We start from the raw sequence: 20,615 nt of genomic DNA, 5'->3' as shown, positions 1-20,615 counted from the left end.
CAGGTGCTGTAAAACCAGGCTCAGGTTTAGCGGTAGCCGCTGATGGAACCTTGTCTGTAAACACTGCAACTGCTGGCGGCATTGGTAAAACTTTATCATCTGCCGATGGCTCTATTGTTATTGGAGGCGGAGCTGGTGCTACATTAGTAGATGCCAATGTAAAGGTTGCCGATAAAGGCATCACCATAGGTAAGCTGGCCGATGCGCCACAGGCGAACCAGATACTGGTTTCGGTTACAAATGGAGTGCCTGCTTGGGCAGACCAAGCCACGGTTACTACTGCCAACCAAAAAACGTCTGCTGTGGTAGACGGAACTAATACTACGGTAACTTCGGCTCCAAATGCTACCGATGCTAAGATTACCGAATATAAAGTAAATGTACCAACTGCAAATGGTACTAGCCCAGGTGTGGTAAAACAAGGCAATGGAACGGTTGTGGTGGGTACAGGCGGTGAGCTTTCGATTAACCTGAACGGTACGGGTACCCCTGGTGATCCGGGTGCTGGAAAGAACTTGACCTCAACCGATTTAACGATAACTGGAGGCCTTGGAGCGACCCTTACCCCTGTAACTGCGGACATCAAGACTGATGCTGTAACCACTACTAAGATAGCTGACGGCGCAGTAACAGCTACCAAGCTAAGTGCTGGTGCCGGTACGGCTGGCCGTGTAGCCATTGCTGACGATAACGGTAACGTAAGCTATTCAAGCATCCTTCCGGATGCAGTTAGCGGCAAAGACGTGAAGGTGGCTGCCGGTGATAGGATTAAACTGGGCGGAACGCCAGTAGGAGCGGTGCTGAAAGAGTTTACCATAGATGTAGATGAAAGTAATTTAAAGTTACAAAATATTGGTGGCTCATTAAATGCAGGCCAGGTTTCAGGTGGCAACGCTGGTGATGTTTTTGTAGTGGGTGCAGATGGAAAAGGAAGCTGGGTAAGCAAAGCAAGTGCTACTTCGGTAAGCAATACTTCAAACGTTAACGTCAATAAATTAAGTACTACTGTAAATGGAACGACAGGTAGTGAGGTGGATATTATCAAAACGAATGAACTATCGTTAAATACTAGTAATCACTTAGTAAGTACTGTAAACGGTGTTGTTTCCACCGCACCATTAAATTTGGGGCCTGCAATTGCAGCGAATGACAAGACTGCTACAGTAGCAAATGGAAATAATACCACTGTAACTACAGATGCAACCAATCCAAATAATCCAATCTATAAAGTCAATGTAAACAACGCAACGGCTGGTGAAACAGGTGCTGTAAAACCAGGCTCAGGTTTAGCGGTAGCCGCTGATGGAACCTTGTCTGTAAACACTGCAACTGCTGGCGGCATTGGTAAAACTTTATCATCTGCCGATGGCTCTATTGTTATTGGAGGCGGAGCTGGCGCTACATTAGTAGATGCTAATGTAAAGGTTGCCGATAAAGGTATCACTACAACCAAGATGGACGATGCGGCACAGGCGAACCAGATACTGGTTTCGGATGTGAACAAGCGGCCTGTTTGGGTAGATCAGTCTACCGTTCTCGCTAACAGCACAAATGCCCTGTCTAATGATGGCACTAATACCTTAACCTCCACGGTCAACGGGAAAGTGGCTACAGCAGCTGCAGTAAACACTGTTACGAACAGCCTGACTGGAAGTGAGTTGACCACTACCGTAAACGGGGTTTCTGGAAAGGTAGATTTGGCTCCAGCCATCACGAATGCACAAAAGACAACAACAGTGGTTGCTGGTACCAATACTACCGTAACACCAACACCTGCAACCCCAAATGCAGCAGGAAATACAGCCTACACTGTAAATGTACCAACTGCAGATGGTACTAGCCCAGGTGTGGTAAAGCAAGCCGCTCCAGCAACGGCAACGGTTAACATCGATGCTAGTGGAGTGCTTTCGATAAACACAGCGAATGTAGCCGCAAGTTTGGGTAAAAGTTTAAGTAATGGCGATGGTTCTATCATTATTGGAGGAACTACTGCAGGAGCAGGGGCTACCTTGGTAAATGCAACGGTAAGCGTAGCTACAGGCGGCATTACAAATACTAAAATAGCAAACGATGCAGTAACCACAGACAAAATTTTGGATGGAACTATTGTAAATGCCGATATTGCTAACAGTACCATTTTACCTGGCAAGCTGGCTAATACTACATTGCCAAATCAGGTATTGGTTTCAAATGGTAGTAATGTGCCAACCTGGGTAAACCAAAACACTTTAGCCGTTAACAATCTTTATACAAGTAATGGTAGCTTGTTAGGCGATAGAGAAGTAAATGTAAACGGGCATTTGCTCACCTTTAAGTCTACAAGCTTACCAGTAGGTTCGCCAGAACTTAGAGAAACCTTGTTTGATTACACTAACGGAGCCTATTTGAAAAATGCGACCACCACTGGAAGATCGGTAATCCGAGCATCTTCTGGAGGGAGCATTGTAGAGTTGTTACAGGACCTGAACAGTCCTTCTCAATTGTTGTCTAGTGGCACTTCTACTGGACTTATCATTGGCTCTGTAAGTGGCTCAAGCACACCACTCCAGCTCGTGACCAATGGGGCATCCCGAATGTATGTTGCTGCTGGTGGAAATATAGGTATAGGAACAGCTTTACCAAGTAATGCCCTTCATGTTAATGCTACTGATCCACTGCGCTTACAAGGTTTGCAACCCCAAGCGGCAGTTAACACCAACCAATTGATTGTAGCCGATAATACTGGAGTATTAAAAACACTTGCCGCTGCAGGTAACAACCAAGTGCTAACAACAAGTGCATCTGGAGTTCCAACTTGGGCAAACCAAAACGCCTTAGCCGTTAATAACCTTTATACAAGCAATGGTAGTTTAACAGCAGACAGAACGGTTGATTTAAATGCACATACCTTAACTTTTAATAACGCCCTATCACCAGCAGGCAAAACTACCTTAACTTATAGTAATGCTAATGCAGCAAGGATCAGCCACACGACAACTACTGGTACGGCAGATATAATTGTAGACGCTGGGGGTTCAACGCTGAATATTTTCCAAAATCCAAACTCTGCATCTCAAATTACAGCAAGTGGTGCTTCTACGTCGCTAAATATAGGAACGGCAAATACTACGCCAATGACGTTAACTACAAGTAATTTAATAAGAATGCATATTTCAGATGCTGGAAAAGTGGGAATAGGTACTACAAATATGTTGGGTACTTCAAATGCGAACGTGTTATTAGCAGTTAACGGCAGTATAGAGTCGGCTAATTCTACCTTCGCCGATTATGTATTCGAAGATTATTTCAAAGGCTATTCTGAACTGAAGAAAGATTACAGTTTCAAGTCTTTAAAAGAAGTAGAAAAATTTATTAACGAGAATAAGCATTTGCCAGGCATTACAAGTATCAAAGCTTTACGTAAAAACCAGAGAGGTGAATATATTTTTAATATGTCGGAACTTTCTATCCAGATGCTGGAAAAAGTAGAGGAACTGTACCTGCACACCATTGAGCAGCAAAAGCAACTGGATGCAAAGGATAAAGAGATACAAGACCTTAAAGCCCAGCAACAAAAAACAGACGAACGCCTAAAACGTTTGGAAGCAGCTTTGCTTAAAGAGAAAAATTAATTTAAGGCAGTAACGAAATGAAAAATTTAAAATTGTGGTTATCGATAACTTGCTTGCTCATGGGAGCGATGCAGGGACAGGCACAAAATTCGGGGGTTAATACTAAAAATCCCCAAGGTCTGCTCCACTTGGATGGAAGTAAAAACAATAACCCTAGTGGTGCACCTACTGCCGTACAACAAACGGATGATTTTATGGTAACCCTTGATGGTTTAGTGGGCATTGGTACAATTGCACCAACACATAAGTTAGACATCAGAGGTAAAATTCAAATCAAAGATGGTGGGGAAAAAGTTGGTGCCGTGTTAACCACTGATGCAACTGGACTTGCTGTTTGGAATTTGCCTTCTACAATCAAGTCATTAGTTAATGGTAGTTTCCCTAGTGTAAATAGGCCAGACGTAGTGCCCAATGGGGGCACGAGCCCGTTAGATTCAGAAGTGTCTATAACTTTGAGTAGGGGTAAATGGATTGTAAATGCTGGAATTACTTTTATACTAGGAGATGGCATAATTTACCAACGTTGTTATCTTTCAACTGCTACTAACTTATTTCAACAAAATGGTTTTAAATTTTTGAGCCCAGGCGGTGCGCAAACTTGTTATGGCGGAGTGTTATTCAAGCCGCTAAAAAATGGTGCTGCCGAAGCCGGCGGTACTATACAATTGGGATTTGTTACGGGGAGTGCCATTATCGAGGTTACACAACCCTCGGTTATTATTCATTTATTGTTACAGAATCAACCTATTGGTGCTTATCATTTTAACAAAAGTTATCTAGAACATTACTTTTATGCTAGACCAATAGATTAGTAGAATTAAAACATCATCATAAAAAATAACCAAATGAAAAATGCTAACATAATATTTACAGCACTAGCAATTATACTATCTTTTTCGCTTGCTTATGCCCAAAATAATACAGGTGTAAAAACCAAAGACCCTAATGGGATTTTGCATGTAGATGGACAAAAGGACAATAGTGCAGCGCCTACTGCGGCACAACAGGCCAATGATTTTATCATAACCCCAGCAGGTAATATAGGTATTGGTAATATTTTTCCAACGGTAAAACTGTTGATAGATAATGACGTTGCCAAAACGCCTGCCATTAAAATTGTTGATGGTACTCAACAAACTGGTCGCGTGCTTACCAGTGACGCTAACGGTGTTGGGACTTGGGCAGATGTCCCTACTTTCCGTGCAACTATACTAGGAACGTTCCCACCAAGTACAAGCTCAATCACTGTAAACGCCAACACTAACACGGGATCGGCTAATTTTGTATATTCTGGTGTATCAATATTTCTACCTCAAGGCAAATGGGCCGTAAATGCAGGAATGACGTTTGGAGGGGTTAATACTGACATTTGGCACCACTGTTATTTATCCTCAAGCCAAAGTCCTTCTGGTACTACTCCAGATCAGACAGGCTTTACACATTTAGGTCCGGCAGGTACTGGAACTGCATATGCGGGGATATTAATTAAAACGGCAAAGTCATCAGCCACAGACCCCAATGGAACAGGCTTTATTACAGGTAGCTCGGTAATTAACGTGACTGATCCAGCTGGAAAGACTATTTATCTGCTTTTTGAAAGATGGACTGCTAATGTTTTTAATTACAATACCAATAATTACGAGAATTATTTTTATGCTGTTCCGGTACAATAAGCACAATAAACAAAAATTTAACAAATGAAACATTTAAAATTACAGGTGGTATTAATGTTTGCATTTGGGTTATCGATACAAGGATAGGCACAAACAAAAACATGTTGGGCTGGCTAATATTACTGCCACAACAGATTGGATACAAGGGACCATTAAAGCAATTCCAATATCAGATTAATTGATTAAAACCATTCACCAATGAAAAATACTTTTAACCTTTTACTTTTTTGTTTATATATAGGTATTAGCGATGCAAAAGCCCAAAATGGTAATGGTAGCACTACTGTGGACAATAGTTACGTAAACATTACCGCAGGCACTACCGTAAGTCGCTATACCGAAGGCGTTTACTTTGGTCCACAGGCCAATTGGCAAATTGATGGTACCTTAGAAATTTACAGCAAAAACATTTGGATTGCGCCAGGGGCAAGCTTTTCAGGTAGTGGGAAAATCGTGATTTACAACCCTGGCGACAATCCTTTTTACACGAGCATGGCGGGTGGTGCCACCTATATAGATGGTAATAATGGTAATTTTATCGATTTGATCATTGAAAATAGGAACCAGCAAAACTTAACCCTGGGCGATGTGGACGATCCTGGTTATGGTACGGCAAATCCAACAGGAGAATTAGCCGCTCAGCTTAATATTGGTGGAACCTTAGATTTAGCCGTAAACAGCGCCAATATCATGTTAAACGGTAATAATTTGGCTTTTAACAAGCAGGGCAAAATTGCCAACGCTACCCGTAACAGCATGGTTATTACGAGCAACAGCATAAAAGGGCATGTCATCAAAGATTTTGATGCGGGGGCCAGCTTCCAGTTCCCAGTGGGAATTTTGGCTGGTGACTACACGCCAGCAACCGTCACAGCACTGGCTGCTGGAAAAATTGATGTATGTGTGTTGGATTATTTTGCTACAAATGAACCTATTAAAAACCCTGCACAGGGAATGGATCGCGTTTGGCATATCTACGGAACTGCTGCCAATAAAATCAAGTTATCGTTACAACATAACAATAGCACCAATGGAGCCCTATATAACGATGCAAGTGCTTCTATCGCTAGGTATCAAGAGAAAGATCAATGGCTTGGCCTAAGATCAACCAACCCAGCGCTTGGTTTGCATACCGTGGTAGATTTACCGCTCAATACCGATCCACTGGCAAATGGTAACTATTTTACCAAGTTCTCCGCCTCTAATACAACGTTGTTTGTGCCCAATCTTTTCACGCCAAATGGCGACGGTGTGAATGATGCTTTCGAAATCAGAGGATTAGAACTGTTCTCTGAAAATGAGCTGACCATTTTTAACCGTTGGGAAAATGAAATCTTTAGAGCTAAAAATTACAAAAATACTTGGACAGGAGAAGGGTTAAATGAAGGGACCTATTTTTTTATCTTAAAAGTGAAAGAAACTCAGGGCAGCGATTGGAAAGTATTTAAAGGATATATCACCTTGGTAAAGAGTTTCAATAAACAGTAACCCCCACTAACTTCTACAAAATGAAAAGATACCTATTGATCATCATGATCTTACAACTTGCCGCAACAGTTAGTCGGGCACAACAAGATGCGCAATTTAGCCAATACATGTTCAACGGAATTTATATCAATCCCGCCTATGCCGGCTATAAAGAGCAACTTAATGTACATGCTTTTTACCGTAACCAGTGGGTAGGTTTAGACGGGGCGCCAAAAACAATGTCGCTCGCGGTAGATGCCATTGCCAATCAAGGAAATGTAGGACTAGCCTTACAAATTTCAAATGATAGAATAGGTGCCCAACGAAATTTAGCAGCTTATGCCAACTATGCCTATCGCTTGCGACTTGATACTTATGGCGAGAGTAGGCTGGCATTTGGCCTTGGGGTAGGAGTAATCCAGCTCGGTATTGATGGTTCATTGCTAAATCCAAATGATTTCGAAGGCCAATTGCCGCCAGGGATGCAAAGTAGGATTGTGCCAGATGCTAGGGCGGGTGTCTTTTTTTCAAATAATAAGTTTTATGCGGGTTTTTCAGCAGACAATTTAATCCCACAACTGATCAATTGGAATAGCGACGAATTTATCAATAAGCCGAAACCCCATTATTACCTTACCGCAGGAATGCTCATTCCTATTAATGAGTTTGTACAGCTTAAACCTTCGTTTTTACTTAAAGACGATCGGGCCAGTGTATCGAGTTTGGATGTTACAGCTTTCGCCATCATTAATGATAGAATTTGGTTAGGTGGGTCGTATCGTACAGGGGTGAAATTGTACAACAAAAGTTACCTGCAAAAAGATTTAAGCAAGTTGAGTTCAGCTGTGGCTGCAGCCCAATTTTTTGCCAACGATAATTTTCGTATCGGTTATGCCTACGATTTTTCTGTAGGCGGTTTGCGTAGCTATAGTGGAGGTACCCACGAAATTTCTATTGGTTACACCATCGGTAGAAACTATGTAAGAATGAGTAACCCGAGATATTTTTAACGGAACACAAAATTAGCTTTTACCGACATGAAAAAAAATATTTTAATGGTAGCCATTACACTGTTGAGCCTACAACTGAAAGTTAAAGCACAATATGTAATTAAAGAAGCCGATAAACAGTTTGAACTTTATAATTATAGACGAGCCATTGATCTTTATGAGCAGGCGTGGAAGAAAAAACAGACCAAGCATACTGCAGCCAGATTGGCCTTTTGTTATAAAATGCAGCAAGATTACCAACAAACTGAAAGTTGGGCGGCTTTAGCCGTGCAACAGCCAAATAGCTCTTCAGAAGAGGTGTTAAACTATGCAAAGGCATTGCAGGAAAATGGTAAATATAGCGAAGCAAAGAAACAGTACTTGAAATATAAAAAGTTAGATCAAAAGACAAATGGAGAGTTGGTAAACCGATGGGTTCAATCTTGTGATTCGGCACTCCAATGGATGAAAAATGCCAACCCCGTACAGATATTAAATGAAAAAGCGGTAAATAGCCCACAATCCGAATGGGGTGCAATTAAAAATGGCAAAGATCTTATTTTCGCATCTAATCGCCCATCTATCGTTTCAACAGTACAAGAAACGCCATTCCTTAAATTTGATGGAACAAAATTACCTGATCGTAAAATTGACGGTTTTACAGGAACCCAATATTTTAGGCTATTTGTGAAAAACGACAAGGATAGCCTTCAGAATTTTCCGTTATCAATGGCACTAAATTATCATATTGGGCCAGCAAGTTTTACCGCTGATGGCAAGCACATGTTTTTTACGACGGCCGTAATGCCCGAAGAAGATGACTATCAGAAGGTAAGAAAGGTAAAAGGAAAAGTAGCTACCGCTACTACGGGTATTTATCATGCCTTAAAAGATGAAAATGGAAATTGGAGTGAGCCCGAAGCTTTTAAATATAACAGCGATAAGTATTCAAATGGAGATCCTTTCATCAGTAATGATGGGAAGTATCTTTATTTTTGTTCTAACATGCCTGGAGGAAAAGGAGGAGTTGATCTTTATGTAAGTACCAAAGGTAAAACTGGCGAATGGGGACCCCCTGTTAATTTAAAAGAAATAAACACCGAGGGGAATGAAAGAAGTCCTTTTTTTGATTTGGCTAATAACTTTTATTTCAGTAGCGACGGATATGTGGGAATGGGTGGCCTTGATGTTTACGTAAGTATGATCAAAAAAGGGCTAATTACCCAGCCTATCAATGTAGGTTATCCCCTAAACTCGCCACAAGATGATTTCACACTAGTATTTGATACAGATAGTTCAGGTTATTTCACTTCTAATCGCTATAATGGTATTGGCGATGACGATGTTTATCGATTTACAAAACAAAAAACTGCCGCCTATAAATTGAGTGGTGTAGTATCTGAAAAGGGCACTGGCTCACCAATAGCCGATGCACTAGTAACCTTAACGAGAGAAGGAGGTATCCAAATCCAGTTTCAAACTGATCAAGCTGGACGGTTTAAATTTAACCTTGATCGAGGAGCAAACTATCAGCTTTCTGCTGGAAAAACAGGCTTTAGAAATGACCTAGCCAAATTAAACACCAATGGATTGCCTATTGTAGCTGTCGAACTGAATAAAGATCTATACTTAGAGCAGATTGTGATTAACAATCCGATTAGGATCGATAATATTTACTATGACTTTGATAGTGCCAACATTAGGCCAGATGCTGCGATAGAATTAGATAAGTTGGTGAAAATCATGAAGGATAATCCAACGATATGGATAGAATTGGGATCACATACCGATAGCCGTGGCGATGACAAATATAATCTTAAATTATCTCAAAAAAGAGCTGATGCGGTGGTTCAATATTTAATTGACAAAGGCATTGAAAAAAATAGACTAACAGCAGTTGGCTATGGTGAAGCAATCTTGTTAAACGAATGTTCAAATGGCATCAATTGTACAAAAGAACAGCACCAATTAAACCGTAGGACAGAGTTTAAGATTGTTAAACAATAATTTGATCTGGGTATGGATAGGATCGAAGACAGACTACTATCAATGATTTCTCATCAAGTACGAAGATACTTAGGGAATATTAAAGGAATCTTCATTGTTATTGATGCTAGTGAACCTGAAGAAGCTGCTTTTGCTGAAATGAAAGGCGTATTAAGAGAGTCAATAGAATGTCTAGAAGAATCAATAAGGAGAATGGAAAAGGAGTTAAAAGATAAAATAGGTGCAAAAAACTGACTGTGCCAACTAATTAACTTGAATGGGTTTCATATTTTCGTCGTTTTGACGATGGTGGACTGCGAAGCAGCTATGGAATAAAATAAACAGCGAAGCTCTCTTGACGGCTAAAATCAATAAAAGATATTGAAAAATTCAGCATGACGTTGAGCTTACACCTATCGCAACTAAGCCAATTTTTCTTGAAAAAATAGTAGAACTGAGGTTATTTGCCTTTACGATACTTTGCGAAAACTTCCATCCCGTATGTACGGTATTGCGATAAAATTAAGCACCTGGAAAAAAATACTTGCCGCGAAGAAAAATAAGATTTACGCTAAGAACGCAAAGGTGTTTTAGTTTGTTAATAACCTGAGTTCGATAACGGTTGTGTAATATAATAGTTGCCGTTAACTTATTAATCGAGCTCAGGTTATAAGTTAGTTTTTTATCAAGCAATTGGAAATTAACTCCAGTAGCTCCTCTTCATTCTTAACCAATTGTATCAGTAGCTTAAACTGGTTTTTAGTTCTATCTAAATTTTGTAGTGGATAATTGATAGGATAATAAACACTACCATTTAGAAAATCAGCTAAAAAACGAAGTGCTTGCATATAGATGATGTATTTTCCGCTAAATAAGATCGCCTTTTTCTCGGTATCCGTAAGAATATCGCCCATCTCTGATAAATAGCCCTCAATCATGGCCGCAAAATAATCCATTCGTACTGTAATTTTGGAAAGATCGGTTTCGTTTTCCGAAAATTCACAAAGGTAGGTACGCATCATATCACCAAGATCGGATATGAATTTGCCAGGCATTAAAGTATCTAAATCAATTACACATACACCTTCATACGTATGTTGAGCCAACAGTACGTTGTTAATTTTGGTATCGTGATGCATTACCCTATTGGGCAAGCTATCCTTTAACGATTGATATTCGGTTAAGATAGATTTAAACCCAAGTGCTGTTTCAATTTCTTTTGCCGCTTGCGCTCTCAATGCTTGGGAACTTTGTGCTAAAGCCGTTTGAAATTGATCGAAACGTAGGTGGAGGTCATGAAAACCTACAATGGTTTCTTGTAGCATGCTACTGTCGAAATCATTAAGCAGCCTGCTAAGTTTGCCAAATTGTTTTGCTGCTTGATAGGCCTGCTGCGGTGCGGTTAATGTATCTAGTGCAATGGTGTGATCAACAAAGGGGCTTAATCTCCAATAGGCATTATTAAAAGCAACCATGGTGGAACCATCATTAGCAGCTAATGGTGCTGGAAAAAGATAATCAGGGAAATTTTCGGCTAAAAAATCCGCAATTTGCTTAATGTTATTGGCAACAGCTTCTGGGTTGGTAAAAACATGTGTGTTGATTTCTTGCAGCACATATTTTTTTTGCTCACCAGTTGTTTGTATGAGCAAATAGGTTCTGTTGATGTGTCCAGAACCTATTTGTTGTATTTTAATATTTTGGTGATTTAAACCGTACGATTTTAAAATACTTTCATCAATTGTTAATTCCATAGCTTCTCTGGGTAGTTGCCATTTTTGATAAGTTCATCAATACATGCCTGAACCAACGGCTTGTCTTCTTTATACGTCACACCAAACCATTGGTTGTCGGTTGGTACTACTTTAAAAGAAGCTTTTTGGGTACTTACCAGATGTTCGCCTATAAGTGGAATAAAAAATTCAGCCTTAGGTTTGTCTTTGTTCTCCATGGCAAAAGTTTTGAAAAGCTCTTCAGTAATATTAAACACTGCTGGAGTAAAACCCCAGAAGTTCATCGATACGGGAGTATCAAACTCTAATGGAAATTCTTTGCCATCTTCTTCATAAACGATGGAGTCGCCTTTCTTGTAAACTTTTGTACGTTCTACAATTTCGGTCAAATTACCTGCTTCATCAGCTTTGCATACGCCTCTTGATACCGAACCGAAGTCAGATAAAGTTTTGCCAATTTTATAACCAATAATAGAATAATTAGAATCGTTTATTTCTGAAGTTAAGAAGTCAGCCATTTTTTTGAAGGCATCAAAACCATAGAAATCATCAGCATTAATGACACAGAAAGGTTCTTTAATTGTTTTTCTGCCCGAAAGGATCGCATGTGCCGTTCCCCAAGGTTTTTCACGATAAATTTCTTCATCAATCCCAAATTGTTTAAGGTCAAAGTTTTGGTAAACATAGTCTACTTCAATCTTGCCTTTTAGCTTCTCGTCAAAAATAGATTTGAAGTTGTCTGCAAATTCTTCTTTAATGATGAATACAACTTTTCCAAATCCGGCTTTAATTGCGTCATATATAGAATAATCGATGATGGTTTCTCCGTTAGGGCCAAAACCGTCGATTTGTTTCATGCTACCATAGCGGCTTGCCATGCCGGCAGCCAAAATTAATAACGTAGGTTTCATTAACTGTTTAGTTTTTAAATGAATATTTAGTTGTCGCCAAAGTTAACTTTTAGAATCCAAAAAGCCCACCTCCAGATGATTTAGTTGTTCGAGTTTTTTTGCCGCTTAGCATTCCGAAAAGTCCTCGAACAATTTCCTTCCCAATCTGTCGAGTAATGGTGGCACCCATAATCTCTTCCACTAAACTCTTTTCACCTGGTTTTGGTTTGCTCTCTTGTTCAATTCTTTTACGTTCCTCTTCCTCAGCCTTTACTTTGTTTTCATTGGCTTGTATTTCGTTGATCTTATCGGTAAGCATCTCATAAGCACTTACAGGATCCACCGTTTCTTTGTATTTGCTAAACAGCTGACTTCCTTGCATAAGTTTTTCACAATCTATTGCCGCCATTGGCCCCATAACTGCCCTGGGTGGCGTAAGCAAAGTTGCTGCAACTTCGGTAGGGATACCTTTTTCGTTCAGTACTGTAATCAGCGCCTGGCCTGTACCTAAGGAGGTTAATACTTTGTCGATAGTATAAAATTCCGATTTTGGATAAGTATTAACTGTTTTCTTTAACGCATCTACATCGTTAGGCGTAAATGCTCTTAAAGCATGTTGCACCCTGTTTCCTAACTGCGACAATACACTTTCGGGAATGTCCATAGGTGATTGCGTACAGAAAAACACGCCAATTCCTTTGGAACGGATCAGCCTAATAATGGTGTTGATTTGCTCCAAGAATGCTTTCGGGGCATCGTTAAATAAAAGATGCGCTTCATCAAAAAAGAAAACCAATTTGGGTTTGTCCAAATCTCCAGCCTCAGGCATAGTTTGGTAAATTTCGGCCAAAAGACTTAATAAGAAAGTTGAATAAAGCACAGGTTGGCTTTGCACGTCAGCAATATTCAGTAGGCTAATTACTCCCTTACCATCTACACGGTTGAACAAATCCTCAATATTAAAGGAGGTTTCACCAAAAATTCCACCCAAGCCTTGTTGTTCTATCGCTACAATTTTTCGCAGAATAGTACTTGAGGTAGCGGTAGAAATAGATCCATAGCTAGACTTGATTTCCTTTGCACCTTCGCCTTCGGCGAGATAGCCAAGTAGTTTTTTAAGGTCGTTTAAATCTACCACAGGCATTTTATGGTCGTCAGCGTATTTGAACAATACCGCTAAAACTCCAGATTGAGTATCGTTAAGTTCCAGTATTTTGGAAAGGAGCACAGGACCAAACTCAGTCACGGTTGCACGCATTTGAGCGCCTAATTTACCTGTTAAGGAATATATTTCGATAGGGAAGCCGCTTGGTGTGAAAGGCTTATTCAATTGTTGTGCCCGTTCTTCAATTTTGGGATTGGTACTGCCTGGCTGGTATAAACCCGAAAGGTCTCCCTTTACATCGAGCATGAAAACAGGTACCCCTTTGTCAGATAACTGTTCGGCTAGTAATTGCAAAGTTCTGGTTTTTCCTGTGCCTGTAGCACCTGCAATAAGACCGTGTCTGTTCATCATGCGCAAAGGCAAATTTACTTCGGCATCGGCCAAGGCTAAACCATCTAACATGGCAGCACCCAAATAGATATATTCGCCACTAGGTGAGTAAGAGGCTTTTATTTTTTCGATAAAGGTGTTTTGGTTGGCATTCATAAGCTTATTTTAAAATCTCAAATTAGTAAAAATCAATTATAAACCGTGTTAAATAATGATAAAACATTAAGGATGGAAAATGAAAAAGCTCTAAAATTGCGTTGTACGATGTGAAAGGAAACTAAGATGGTCTTAGATTTCTAAGGTGGTTAAACAATAGATATGACTTCATTAAAGAACGAGATCAATTTCTTTACTGGTTTGTGCAGTTTTTTGCAGTTTTTATTTTTAAAAAACATTATTAAAATGCTTAATTTTACATTGTGTCAAATCATACTCACCTTTCGGCCCCATTTCAAAAGCTAGCAGACAGTTTTAGCGGAGAATTATTTTACGACCAATCAGCTGCTCACGAAGCACAAAAGCTTGTTTACTCAACAGATGCATCTGTTTACCAAGAAAAGCCATTAGCAGTTGCAGTGCCCAAAACCAGCGAGGATATTAAAACCCTGATTAGCTTTGCCAATGAACATCACCTCACACTCATTCCAAGGGCTGCGGGAACGTCGTTAGCTGGGCAGGTAGTAGGTAATGGGTTGGTAGTAGATATTTCCAAGTATCTCAATAAAATACTAGAAATTAACCAAGAGGAACAATATGTAATCGTACAGCCAGGAGTAATCAGGGATGATTTGAATGCAGCCCTGAAGCCTTTTGGATTAATGTTTGGTCCAGAAACTTCTACGGCCAACAGAGCCATGATTGGTGGCATGATTGGAAATAACTCTTGCGGTTTGCACTCTATTGTGTGGGGTGATACTCGTCAAAACCTATTAGAAGTAAAAGGCCTTTTGAGTAATGGTCAAGAGGTGGAATTTAAAGAAATACCGCTTGCACAAATTGCAGAGAAAGCACAGTTGAATAGCTTGGAGGGGATCATCTATAAAGGAGTTTCCGAGCTGGTTAACAAGCCGCAAAATATAGAGGCGATAGAAAAAGGTTATCCTAAGAAAACCCTCACTAGAAGAAACACGGGTTATGCCTTAGATTTTCTTATTCCCCAAGAAGGAAAAGAAAACTTTAATATGTGTGAACTGATCGCTGGTTCAGAAGGTACATTGCTTTTTGTAACCGAAGCCAAGTTAAAATTGCTGCCTTTGCCGCCCAAACAAGAAGCATTGGTTTGTGTGCATTTTAATTCGTTGGCAGAGTCGCTTTTAGCAAATATCATTATCCTGAAACATCAGCCAATGGCTTCTGAGTTGGTAGATAGATATATTATGGACTTTACCAAAGGCCATCCAGTGTACCAACACAACCGTTTTTTTATAGAGGGTGAACCCGAAGCTTTACTAATGGTGGAGTTTTTTGCGGAAACCCAGCAAGAAATCGATTTTAAAACTTCGGCATTAATTGCTGATTTAAAATTGGCTGGTTTAGGTTATGCCTATCCAATTGTATATGGCCAACAAACCAAATTGGCCTGGGATGTTAGAAAAGCTGGATTAGGTTTGATCAGGAATTTACCTGGAGATAAACAACCTGTAAACTTGATAGAGGACTGTGCCGTTGCTCCCGAAGATTTACCTGCTTATATCGAAGAACTTCAACAGATTTTAGATAAATACAACCTAAAGGCATCTTATTATGCCCATGCTGGCGCAGGCGAATTGCATGTGGAGCCTATGATTAACCTTAAAACTTCAGAAGGGAAGGAGCTTTTTAGAACAGTTTTGAAAGAAACAGCGGCGTTGGTGAAAAAGCACCAAGGTTCGTTAAGTGGTGAGCATGGAGATGGTCGTTTAAGAGGCGAGTTTATCAAAGATGTATTGGGAATAGAGGTGTATGAACTTTTAAAAGAAGTAAAACAATTGTTTGATCCGCTGGGTGTATTTAATGCCAACAAAATAGTGGATACCCCACCAATGAACGAGTTTTTACGTTATGAGGCCGACAAGGAAATTAAACCTGTAAAAACCATTTTCGATTTTTCGAAGAACGAAAGCATCTTGAGGTTGGCAGAAAAATGTTCGGGTTCTGGCGATTGCAGAAGAACTCATATCAGCGGTGGCACGATGTGCCCATCTTACATGGCTACTCGCCAAGAAAAAGATACCACAAGAGCTCGTGCGAATATTTTAAGACAATTCCTGAGCAACGATACAGGCGATAATCCATTTAATCACGAGGAAATTAAGGATGTGATGGATTTGTGTTTGAGCTGTAAAGCTTGTAAATCAGAATGTCCTTCAAGTGTGGATGTGGCCAAAATGAAAGCGGAATTTTTGCAGCATTATTACGATGCGAATGGCGTGCCTTTCCGTACTAAAATGATTGCCAACTTTACCAAATCGCAACGTTTGGCGGCCATTGTACCATCTATTTATAATGCCTTAATCAGCAATAACTTTACTAGTAAGCTGATTAAAAAAGTAGTTGGTTTTGCGCCAGACCGTTCGTTGCCAAAAGTAGGGAAGACCACTTTGCGCAGCTGGAAAAAGCAATATGATAAAAAACAAGCTCCAAAAAATACTGAGCGTAAGGTTTATTTGTTTTGCGATGAGTTTACCAATTATAACGATGTAGAAATTGGAATGACCACCGTTAAGCTCCTTGAGAAATTGGGCTACGAAGTGATTATTCCAGAACACTTGGAAAGTGGACGTACCTATCTTTCAAAAGGTTTGTTGCGTGAAGCAAAAGCATTGGCAAACAAAAATGTAGCGTTACTGGCCGACGTAGTGAATGCAGATTCGCCTTTGCTAGGAGTAGAGCCATCGGCTTTGCTTACGTTTAGGGATGAATATCCTGAATTGGTAGATGCTAATTTGGTACAGAAAGCAAAGCATCTGGCACAAAACTCATTTTTGGTAGAAGAGTTTTTGTTGAATGAATTTGAAGCAGAGAAAATTAAGGCTAGTCAGTTTACCTCAGACTACCAGTTGATTAAATTACATGGTCACTGCTATCAAAAATCGTTGAACGCCCTTACACCAACGGAGAAGATATTGTCAATGCCGAGCAATTACAAAGTGGAACTGATTCCTTCGGGTTGTTGCGGAATGGCGGGCTCTTTTGGTTACGAAGCCGAACATTACGAAGTTTCTATGAAAGTTGCAGAGTTGGTATTGCTGCCCGAAGTGCGTAAACAAAAAGAGGATACCATTATTGCTGCTGCGGGAACAAGCTGTAGACATCAAATTAAAGATGGAACGCAGAAGATAGCGAAACATCCGGTGGAGATTTTATGGGAAGCGATGAACTAGACCAGCCTATGGATATGCTAGAAGCACATGTGAAAAAACATTTTTCATTGTCTGCTAGCAGCCTTGCCGAATTTCTATCGCCGTGGAAAACTTACCATGCCGAAAGAAAGGAGATATTGACCCATCAAGGAGAGCAGGAAAAGTATCTTTACTTTGTATTGGATGGCGTGCAACGAGTATACGCCTTAAATATTGAAGGGAAAGAAGCCACGCTGATTTTTACTTATGCGCCATCTTTTGGCGGCGTGCTCAATGCTATGATGACTCAGCAACCATCCCAATTCTTTTATGAGACTTTAACGTCGTCTTCTTTTTTACGAGCCCCAGCATCAGAAATAAAAAGAATAATGCTCACTAACGCTGAAATTGCTCAGATGATTAATTTCGGAATAAGCGGAGCATTGAGCGGAGTTTTAGACCGCTTAGCAGAGCTACAGTTGATGTCATCCGAAGAGAAATTCAGAAGTCTGTTAAAGCGAAGTCCACACATCCTTACTTTGGTTCCACATAAATACTTGGCAAGCTACTTGGGAATAGATGCCACCAACTTCAGTAAGCTGATGAATAGGGTAAAAATATAATCTTGGTAAATGCCAACAATTACGCTGTTGTGCTAAAATATCTTTGTTCAATTAATGAATGAAATAGTGAGAGCAATGGAAAAGAAAGCATTTATCACAGATTTATATCAACGTACCGAGAAAATTCTGAATCTAGCTATTGAACAATATCAAAATCTGGACGAAGAGGCCCTCTCTTTTGCTGTAGATGAACAAAGTTGGAGCATCGCGCAATGTTTGGCTCATTTAAATACTTACGGACATTATTACCTGCCCAAAATGGAAATCATTTTAGCCAAACCTAACCAGGTGTCTAGGGCAGCTTATGTGCCAGGTTGGTTGGGAAGTTATTTCGTAAAAATGATGGATATAGATAAACAGAAGAAATATAAGGCAGCCAAACAGCATCAGCCACAGGTAAAGAATGCGTATGCAGAAGTGACCGAGTTTATAGACCAGCAAGAAACTTTCCTTAAATACATTAAAGCATTTGAAGTGGTAGATGTGAATAATATCAAAATCCCTATTTCAATCAGTAAGTTGGTTAAACTAAGATTAGGCGATGTGTTGGCTTTTATGGTGATGCATAACGAACGTCATATCCATCAAATTAGAAACATACAACGTGCCCATAGCAATGCCCTAACCAAAAGGACAGTTTCTGCAACGCTTGCCCTTTAGGTATTTCTCGCAACAGTTTTTCTTTTTCTTGTCCTTTTTGTCCTGTTTCGAGCCTTTTTTCTTTTTATCCTTTTTAGACATAGGTTCTTTTTCGTCATTGCGAGGTATGAAGCAATCTCAAAAAGATAGCCACTTCATATCAGTGAGATTGCTTGGTGCCTCGCAATGACGGTTTATTTATCAAAATAAACAAAAAAGGTGCATACTTGTTGTACACACCTTTAATTATTGTTTTGTTTTGTTGTCGCTTTGTGAGTAGACTAGCTAGTTTTTATCCCGATGCTCGAGGTTTTGCTACGCTCAATTTTCTGCTTTTGATTTTAATTAAGCTTCGCTGTCGTATGAAATTTGACCAACGTGCTTGTCAATTTGCCATCTTCCAGTTCCTTCTTCACCAATTACGTCGAACAATTCTAGCGCTCTACGTGCTTTGTACTCTTCTTCACGTTGTTCTCTGAAGAACCAGTTCAAAAATTCTAAAGTAACATAGTCTTGCTCTTTGTGGCAACGGGCTGCAATGTTTTTAATGGATTGCGTTACGCTGATTTCTTGCTCCAAAGCTTCCTCAAATACTTCACGGAAAGAGTTGTATTCTTGTTTGATATTGGTTACATCTGGAGAAACTGCGGTTCCGCCCATATCCAATACATATTTGAAGAATTTCAATTGGTGTTGTCTTTCCTCTTCTGCTTGTTTAAAGAAGTAATCAGCAGAAAAATCGTAACCATTTCTGTTGCACCAAGAAGCCATTGATAAGTAGATAGATGATGAATGAGCTTCTTTTTTTATTTGTTGGTTGATCAGTGTTTCTACATCTGATGATAGTAAACACTTTACACGCATAATATCTTTCATTTTCTGTGTCTTTAGTTTTTAACGGTAGTGAAACGCTATGATAGAGTCAGTTTTTCAACTGTGTGAAAGGTCATGTTGTTTCGTTAATTATTTCCTTTGACACTACAAAGTTACAGCTATAATGTTCTGTAAAAGAAATTATTAATAATATGGAAAGAGTCTAAGTCTTAGTTTTAAGAAGCTAAGCGATACAGGCAATCGTGGATAATGTGGTTAAGTTCCAACATGACGAAAGTACCTTGCAGCAGTTCTTTGAGTTTGATGAGCTCCAATAAAGAAAGTACGTAAGAATGGTCGCATGCGCAAATGAAGATGATTTCTATATCAGCAGTTTTGTCACTTGCCAACAGTTTCTCTTCAATATCAACCTGATAAACCGCTTTTTTAAGTTTAAGAAGGTTTCTGTAATCAAAGCGGGCTAACTTTCCTGCAAAATCAATATACCAGCAATTTTCTGAATCCGATTGAAAAATAGCGCCGCTTTGGGTAGCAAACACTTCTTCAAACGTGGCAACAGGAAATAATACTTCTTCTATTTTTTGCACAGTAGGTTAAATATTTATACAAAAGTAGTATTATTTAGATTTAATACAAATAAAAATATAAAAACTTATGCTAGGTAGCCATTTCTCGGTTTCGGTAAAGACGAGGAGTAGAAATAATGGCTATTATAGATAAGCTGAAGCTCAAGATGACAAATAAATAGATGTTGCTAAAAGGCTTTTTGATTCGCTGATAAATATTTTGGTCATCTGCATATATTTCATACACGGTTGGCCGCACTTTTAGGATATCAGATTTCTTAATTTTGACCTTAATTTGGCCAGCGTATTTTAATGATTTATTGACACCAGAAAAAATATTGAAACCTTCTTTTACCGAGTCGACATTTAATTTGAGGATGAAAAACTTGTTGCTGCCGTTTAACATGAAGGTTAGGTAGGCGTATTCCGTTTCCTGCTCCCCGTTTTTCTCTTTCTTTGTAAATTGATGCGTTTTATTTAAGGAGCCTTTTAATACAATGAGGTTGTTTTCTGCAAATAGGATTTGCGTAAATATCACATAGCTAAATAAACACAATAATAATATGATGATATATTTTGCTTTGCTCATAATCAACTAATTATTTAGTTAAAAATAGCATATCTTTTTCAATTAAACAATTAGAATCTTATAGCCTCTAGGTTTCGAATACTCGGGAGGTTTGATTTAGCGGCAGTATATTGTTTTGTAATGCTTGGATTAGTGCAGCGGCCGAGCCATTTAGACCTGATTGTAGCGGAAATCCTTTTTGTTTTGCCTTTTGTCATCCA

The 20,615-nt window shown here is 39.5% G+C and carries 15 protein-coding genes and 1 pseudogene; 10 read left to right on the top strand and 6 right to left on the bottom strand.

Going from position 1 to position 20,615, the window contains the following annotated elements:
• The 7 genes and pseudogenes from DUT70_RS10135 to DUT70_RS10105 form a co-directional block, all read left to right on the top strand.
• Window positions 1-3,611: pseudogene (locus tag DUT70_RS10135) on the top strand (BBOF1/CCDC121 family protein); the annotation flags it as partial.
• Window positions 3,612-3,628: 17 nt separating this feature from the next.
• Window positions 3,629-4,423 (top strand): hypothetical protein, encoded by a 795-nt coding sequence (locus DUT70_RS10130; RefSeq protein ID WP_113647195.1) that lies wholly within the window; start codon window positions 3,629-3,631, stop codon window positions 4,421-4,423.
• Window positions 4,424-4,456: 33 nt separating this feature from the next.
• Window positions 4,457-5,284: a hypothetical protein gene (locus DUT70_RS10125; RefSeq protein ID WP_113647194.1), complete on the top strand. Its 828-nt coding sequence runs from the start codon at window positions 4,457-4,459 to the stop codon at window positions 5,282-5,284.
• 198 nt (window positions 5,285-5,482) lie between these two features.
• On the top strand, window positions 5,483-6,772 hold the full coding sequence (locus tag DUT70_RS10120) for a gliding motility-associated C-terminal domain-containing protein (RefSeq protein ID WP_113647193.1): 1,290 nt from the start codon (window positions 5,483-5,485) through the stop codon (window positions 6,770-6,772).
• A gap of 20 nt (window positions 6,773-6,792) precedes the next feature.
• Window positions 6,793-7,761, top strand: a complete 969-nt coding sequence (locus DUT70_RS10115) for a PorP/SprF family type IX secretion system membrane protein (RefSeq protein ID WP_113647192.1) — start codon at window positions 6,793-6,795, stop codon at window positions 7,759-7,761.
• Between the two features lie 27 nt (window positions 7,762-7,788).
• A complete protein-coding gene (locus DUT70_RS10110) occupies window positions 7,789-9,747 on the top strand; it encodes an OmpA family protein (protein WP_113647191.1) in 1,959 nt (652 codons plus the stop codon).
• 42 nt (window positions 9,748-9,789) lie between these two features.
• Window positions 9,790-9,981, top strand: coding sequence for a hypothetical protein (locus DUT70_RS10105; protein WP_128353346.1), 192 nt, complete (start codon window positions 9,790-9,792; stop codon window positions 9,979-9,981).
• Between the two features lie 419 nt (window positions 9,982-10,400).
• Here the strand turns inward: DUT70_RS10105 and DUT70_RS10100 are convergent, their stop codons facing one another.
• From DUT70_RS10100 to DUT70_RS10090, 3 genes are read right to left on the bottom strand one after another with little or no spacing between them, the layout of a single operon-like run.
• Window positions 10,401-11,480, bottom strand: a complete 1,080-nt coding sequence (locus DUT70_RS10100; protein WP_113647189.1) for a phosphotransferase enzyme family protein — start codon at window positions 11,478-11,480, stop codon at window positions 10,401-10,403.
• Window positions 11,471-12,370 (bottom strand): nucleotidyltransferase family protein, encoded by a 900-nt coding sequence (locus DUT70_RS10095; protein ID WP_113647188.1) that lies wholly within the window; start codon window positions 12,368-12,370, stop codon window positions 11,471-11,473. The genes DUT70_RS10100 and DUT70_RS10095 overlap by 10 nt, the downstream gene beginning before the upstream one ends.
• 49 nt (window positions 12,371-12,419) lie before the next feature.
• Window positions 12,420-14,000, bottom strand: coding sequence for a helicase HerA-like domain-containing protein (locus tag DUT70_RS10090; RefSeq protein WP_113647187.1), 1,581 nt, complete (start codon window positions 13,998-14,000; stop codon window positions 12,420-12,422).
• 263 nt (window positions 14,001-14,263) lie between these two features.
• On the opposite strand from DUT70_RS10090, the gene DUT70_RS10085 reads away from it, so the two are divergent.
• Genes DUT70_RS10085 through DUT70_RS10075 form a run of 3 tightly spaced genes read left to right on the top strand, consistent with a single transcriptional unit; the run spans window position 14,264 to window position 18,447 of the window.
• Window positions 14,264-17,206, top strand: coding sequence for an FAD-binding and (Fe-S)-binding domain-containing protein (locus tag DUT70_RS10085; RefSeq protein ID WP_113647186.1), 2,943 nt, complete (start codon window positions 14,264-14,266; stop codon window positions 17,204-17,206).
• Window positions 17,188-17,787: a Crp/Fnr family transcriptional regulator gene (locus DUT70_RS10080; protein ID WP_205529774.1), complete on the top strand. Its 600-nt coding sequence runs from the start codon at window positions 17,188-17,190 to the stop codon at window positions 17,785-17,787. The genes DUT70_RS10085 and DUT70_RS10080 overlap by 19 nt, the downstream gene beginning before the upstream one ends.
• Before the next feature lie 54 nt (window positions 17,788-17,841).
• Window positions 17,842-18,447, top strand: a complete 606-nt coding sequence (locus DUT70_RS10075) for a DinB family protein (RefSeq protein ID WP_113647185.1) — start codon at window positions 17,842-17,844, stop codon at window positions 18,445-18,447.
• A 324-nt stretch (window positions 18,448-18,771) separates the two neighbouring features.
• On the opposite strand, the gene DUT70_RS10070 is transcribed toward DUT70_RS10075, so the two are convergent.
• The 3 genes from DUT70_RS10070 to DUT70_RS10060 form a co-directional block, all read right to left on the bottom strand.
• Window positions 18,772-19,302 carry a ferritin gene (locus DUT70_RS10070; protein WP_113647184.1) on the bottom strand — a complete coding sequence of 177 codons (531 nt, stop codon included), beginning with the start codon at window positions 19,300-19,302 and terminating at the stop codon, window positions 18,772-18,774.
• Between the two features lie 173 nt (window positions 19,303-19,475).
• On the bottom strand, window positions 19,476-19,847 hold the full coding sequence (locus DUT70_RS10065) for a hypothetical protein (RefSeq protein ID WP_240432066.1): 372 nt from the start codon (window positions 19,845-19,847) through the stop codon (window positions 19,476-19,478).
• A 70-nt stretch (window positions 19,848-19,917) separates the two neighbouring features.
• Complete coding sequence (locus DUT70_RS10060) at window positions 19,918-20,415, bottom strand: hypothetical protein (RefSeq protein ID WP_113647183.1); 498 nt, start codon at window positions 20,413-20,415, stop codon at window positions 19,918-19,920.
• Between the last annotated feature and the right edge of the window lie 200 nt (window positions 20,416-20,615).

Origin of the sequence: Pedobacter chitinilyticus (assembly GCF_003313385.1) — a bacterium.
GTDB lineage: Bacteria > Bacteroidota > Bacteroidia > Sphingobacteriales > Sphingobacteriaceae > Pedobacter > Pedobacter chitinilyticus.
Note: the sequence above shows the minus strand (reverse complement) of the source record. Positions and strands in the feature narration are given on the sequence as shown.

Excerpts from the sequence above, each read along its gene's own strand:
- DUT70_RS10130 (WP_113647195.1), top strand. The coding sequence starts at position 3,629 with ATGAAAAATTTAAAATTGTGGTTATCGATAACTTGCTTGCTCATGGGA.
- DUT70_RS10125 (WP_113647194.1), top strand. The coding sequence starts at position 4,457 with ATGAAAAATGCTAACATAATATTTACAGCACTAGCAATTATACTATCT.
- DUT70_RS10120 (WP_113647193.1), top strand. The coding sequence starts at position 5,483 with ATGAAAAATACTTTTAACCTTTTACTTTTTTGTTTATATATAGGTATT.
- DUT70_RS10115 (WP_113647192.1), top strand. The coding sequence starts at position 6,793 with ATGAAAAGATACCTATTGATCATCATGATCTTACAACTTGCCGCAACA.
- DUT70_RS10110 (WP_113647191.1), top strand. The coding sequence starts at position 7,789 with ATGAAAAAAAATATTTTAATGGTAGCCATTACACTGTTGAGCCTACAA.
- DUT70_RS10105 (WP_128353346.1), top strand. The coding sequence starts at position 9,790 with ATGATTTCTCATCAAGTACGAAGATACTTAGGGAATATTAAAGGAATC.
- DUT70_RS10100 (WP_113647189.1), bottom strand. The coding sequence starts at position 11,480 with ATGGAATTAACAATTGATGAAAGTATTTTAAAATCGTACGGTTTAAAT.
- DUT70_RS10095 (WP_113647188.1), bottom strand. The coding sequence starts at position 12,370 with ATGAAACCTACGTTATTAATTTTGGCTGCCGGCATGGCAAGCCGCTAT.
- DUT70_RS10090 (WP_113647187.1), bottom strand. The coding sequence starts at position 14,000 with ATGAATGCCAACCAAAACACCTTTATCGAAAAAATAAAAGCCTCTTAC.
- DUT70_RS10080 (WP_205529774.1), top strand. The coding sequence starts at position 17,188 with ATGGGAAGCGATGAACTAGACCAGCCTATGGATATGCTAGAAGCACAT.
- DUT70_RS10075 (WP_113647185.1), top strand. The coding sequence starts at position 17,842 with ATGAATGAAATAGTGAGAGCAATGGAAAAGAAAGCATTTATCACAGAT.
- DUT70_RS10070 (WP_113647184.1), bottom strand. The coding sequence starts at position 19,302 with ATGAAAGATATTATGCGTGTAAAGTGTTTACTATCATCAGATGTAGAA.
- DUT70_RS10060 (WP_113647183.1), bottom strand. The coding sequence starts at position 20,415 with ATGAGCAAAGCAAAATATATCATCATATTATTATTGTGTTTATTTAGC.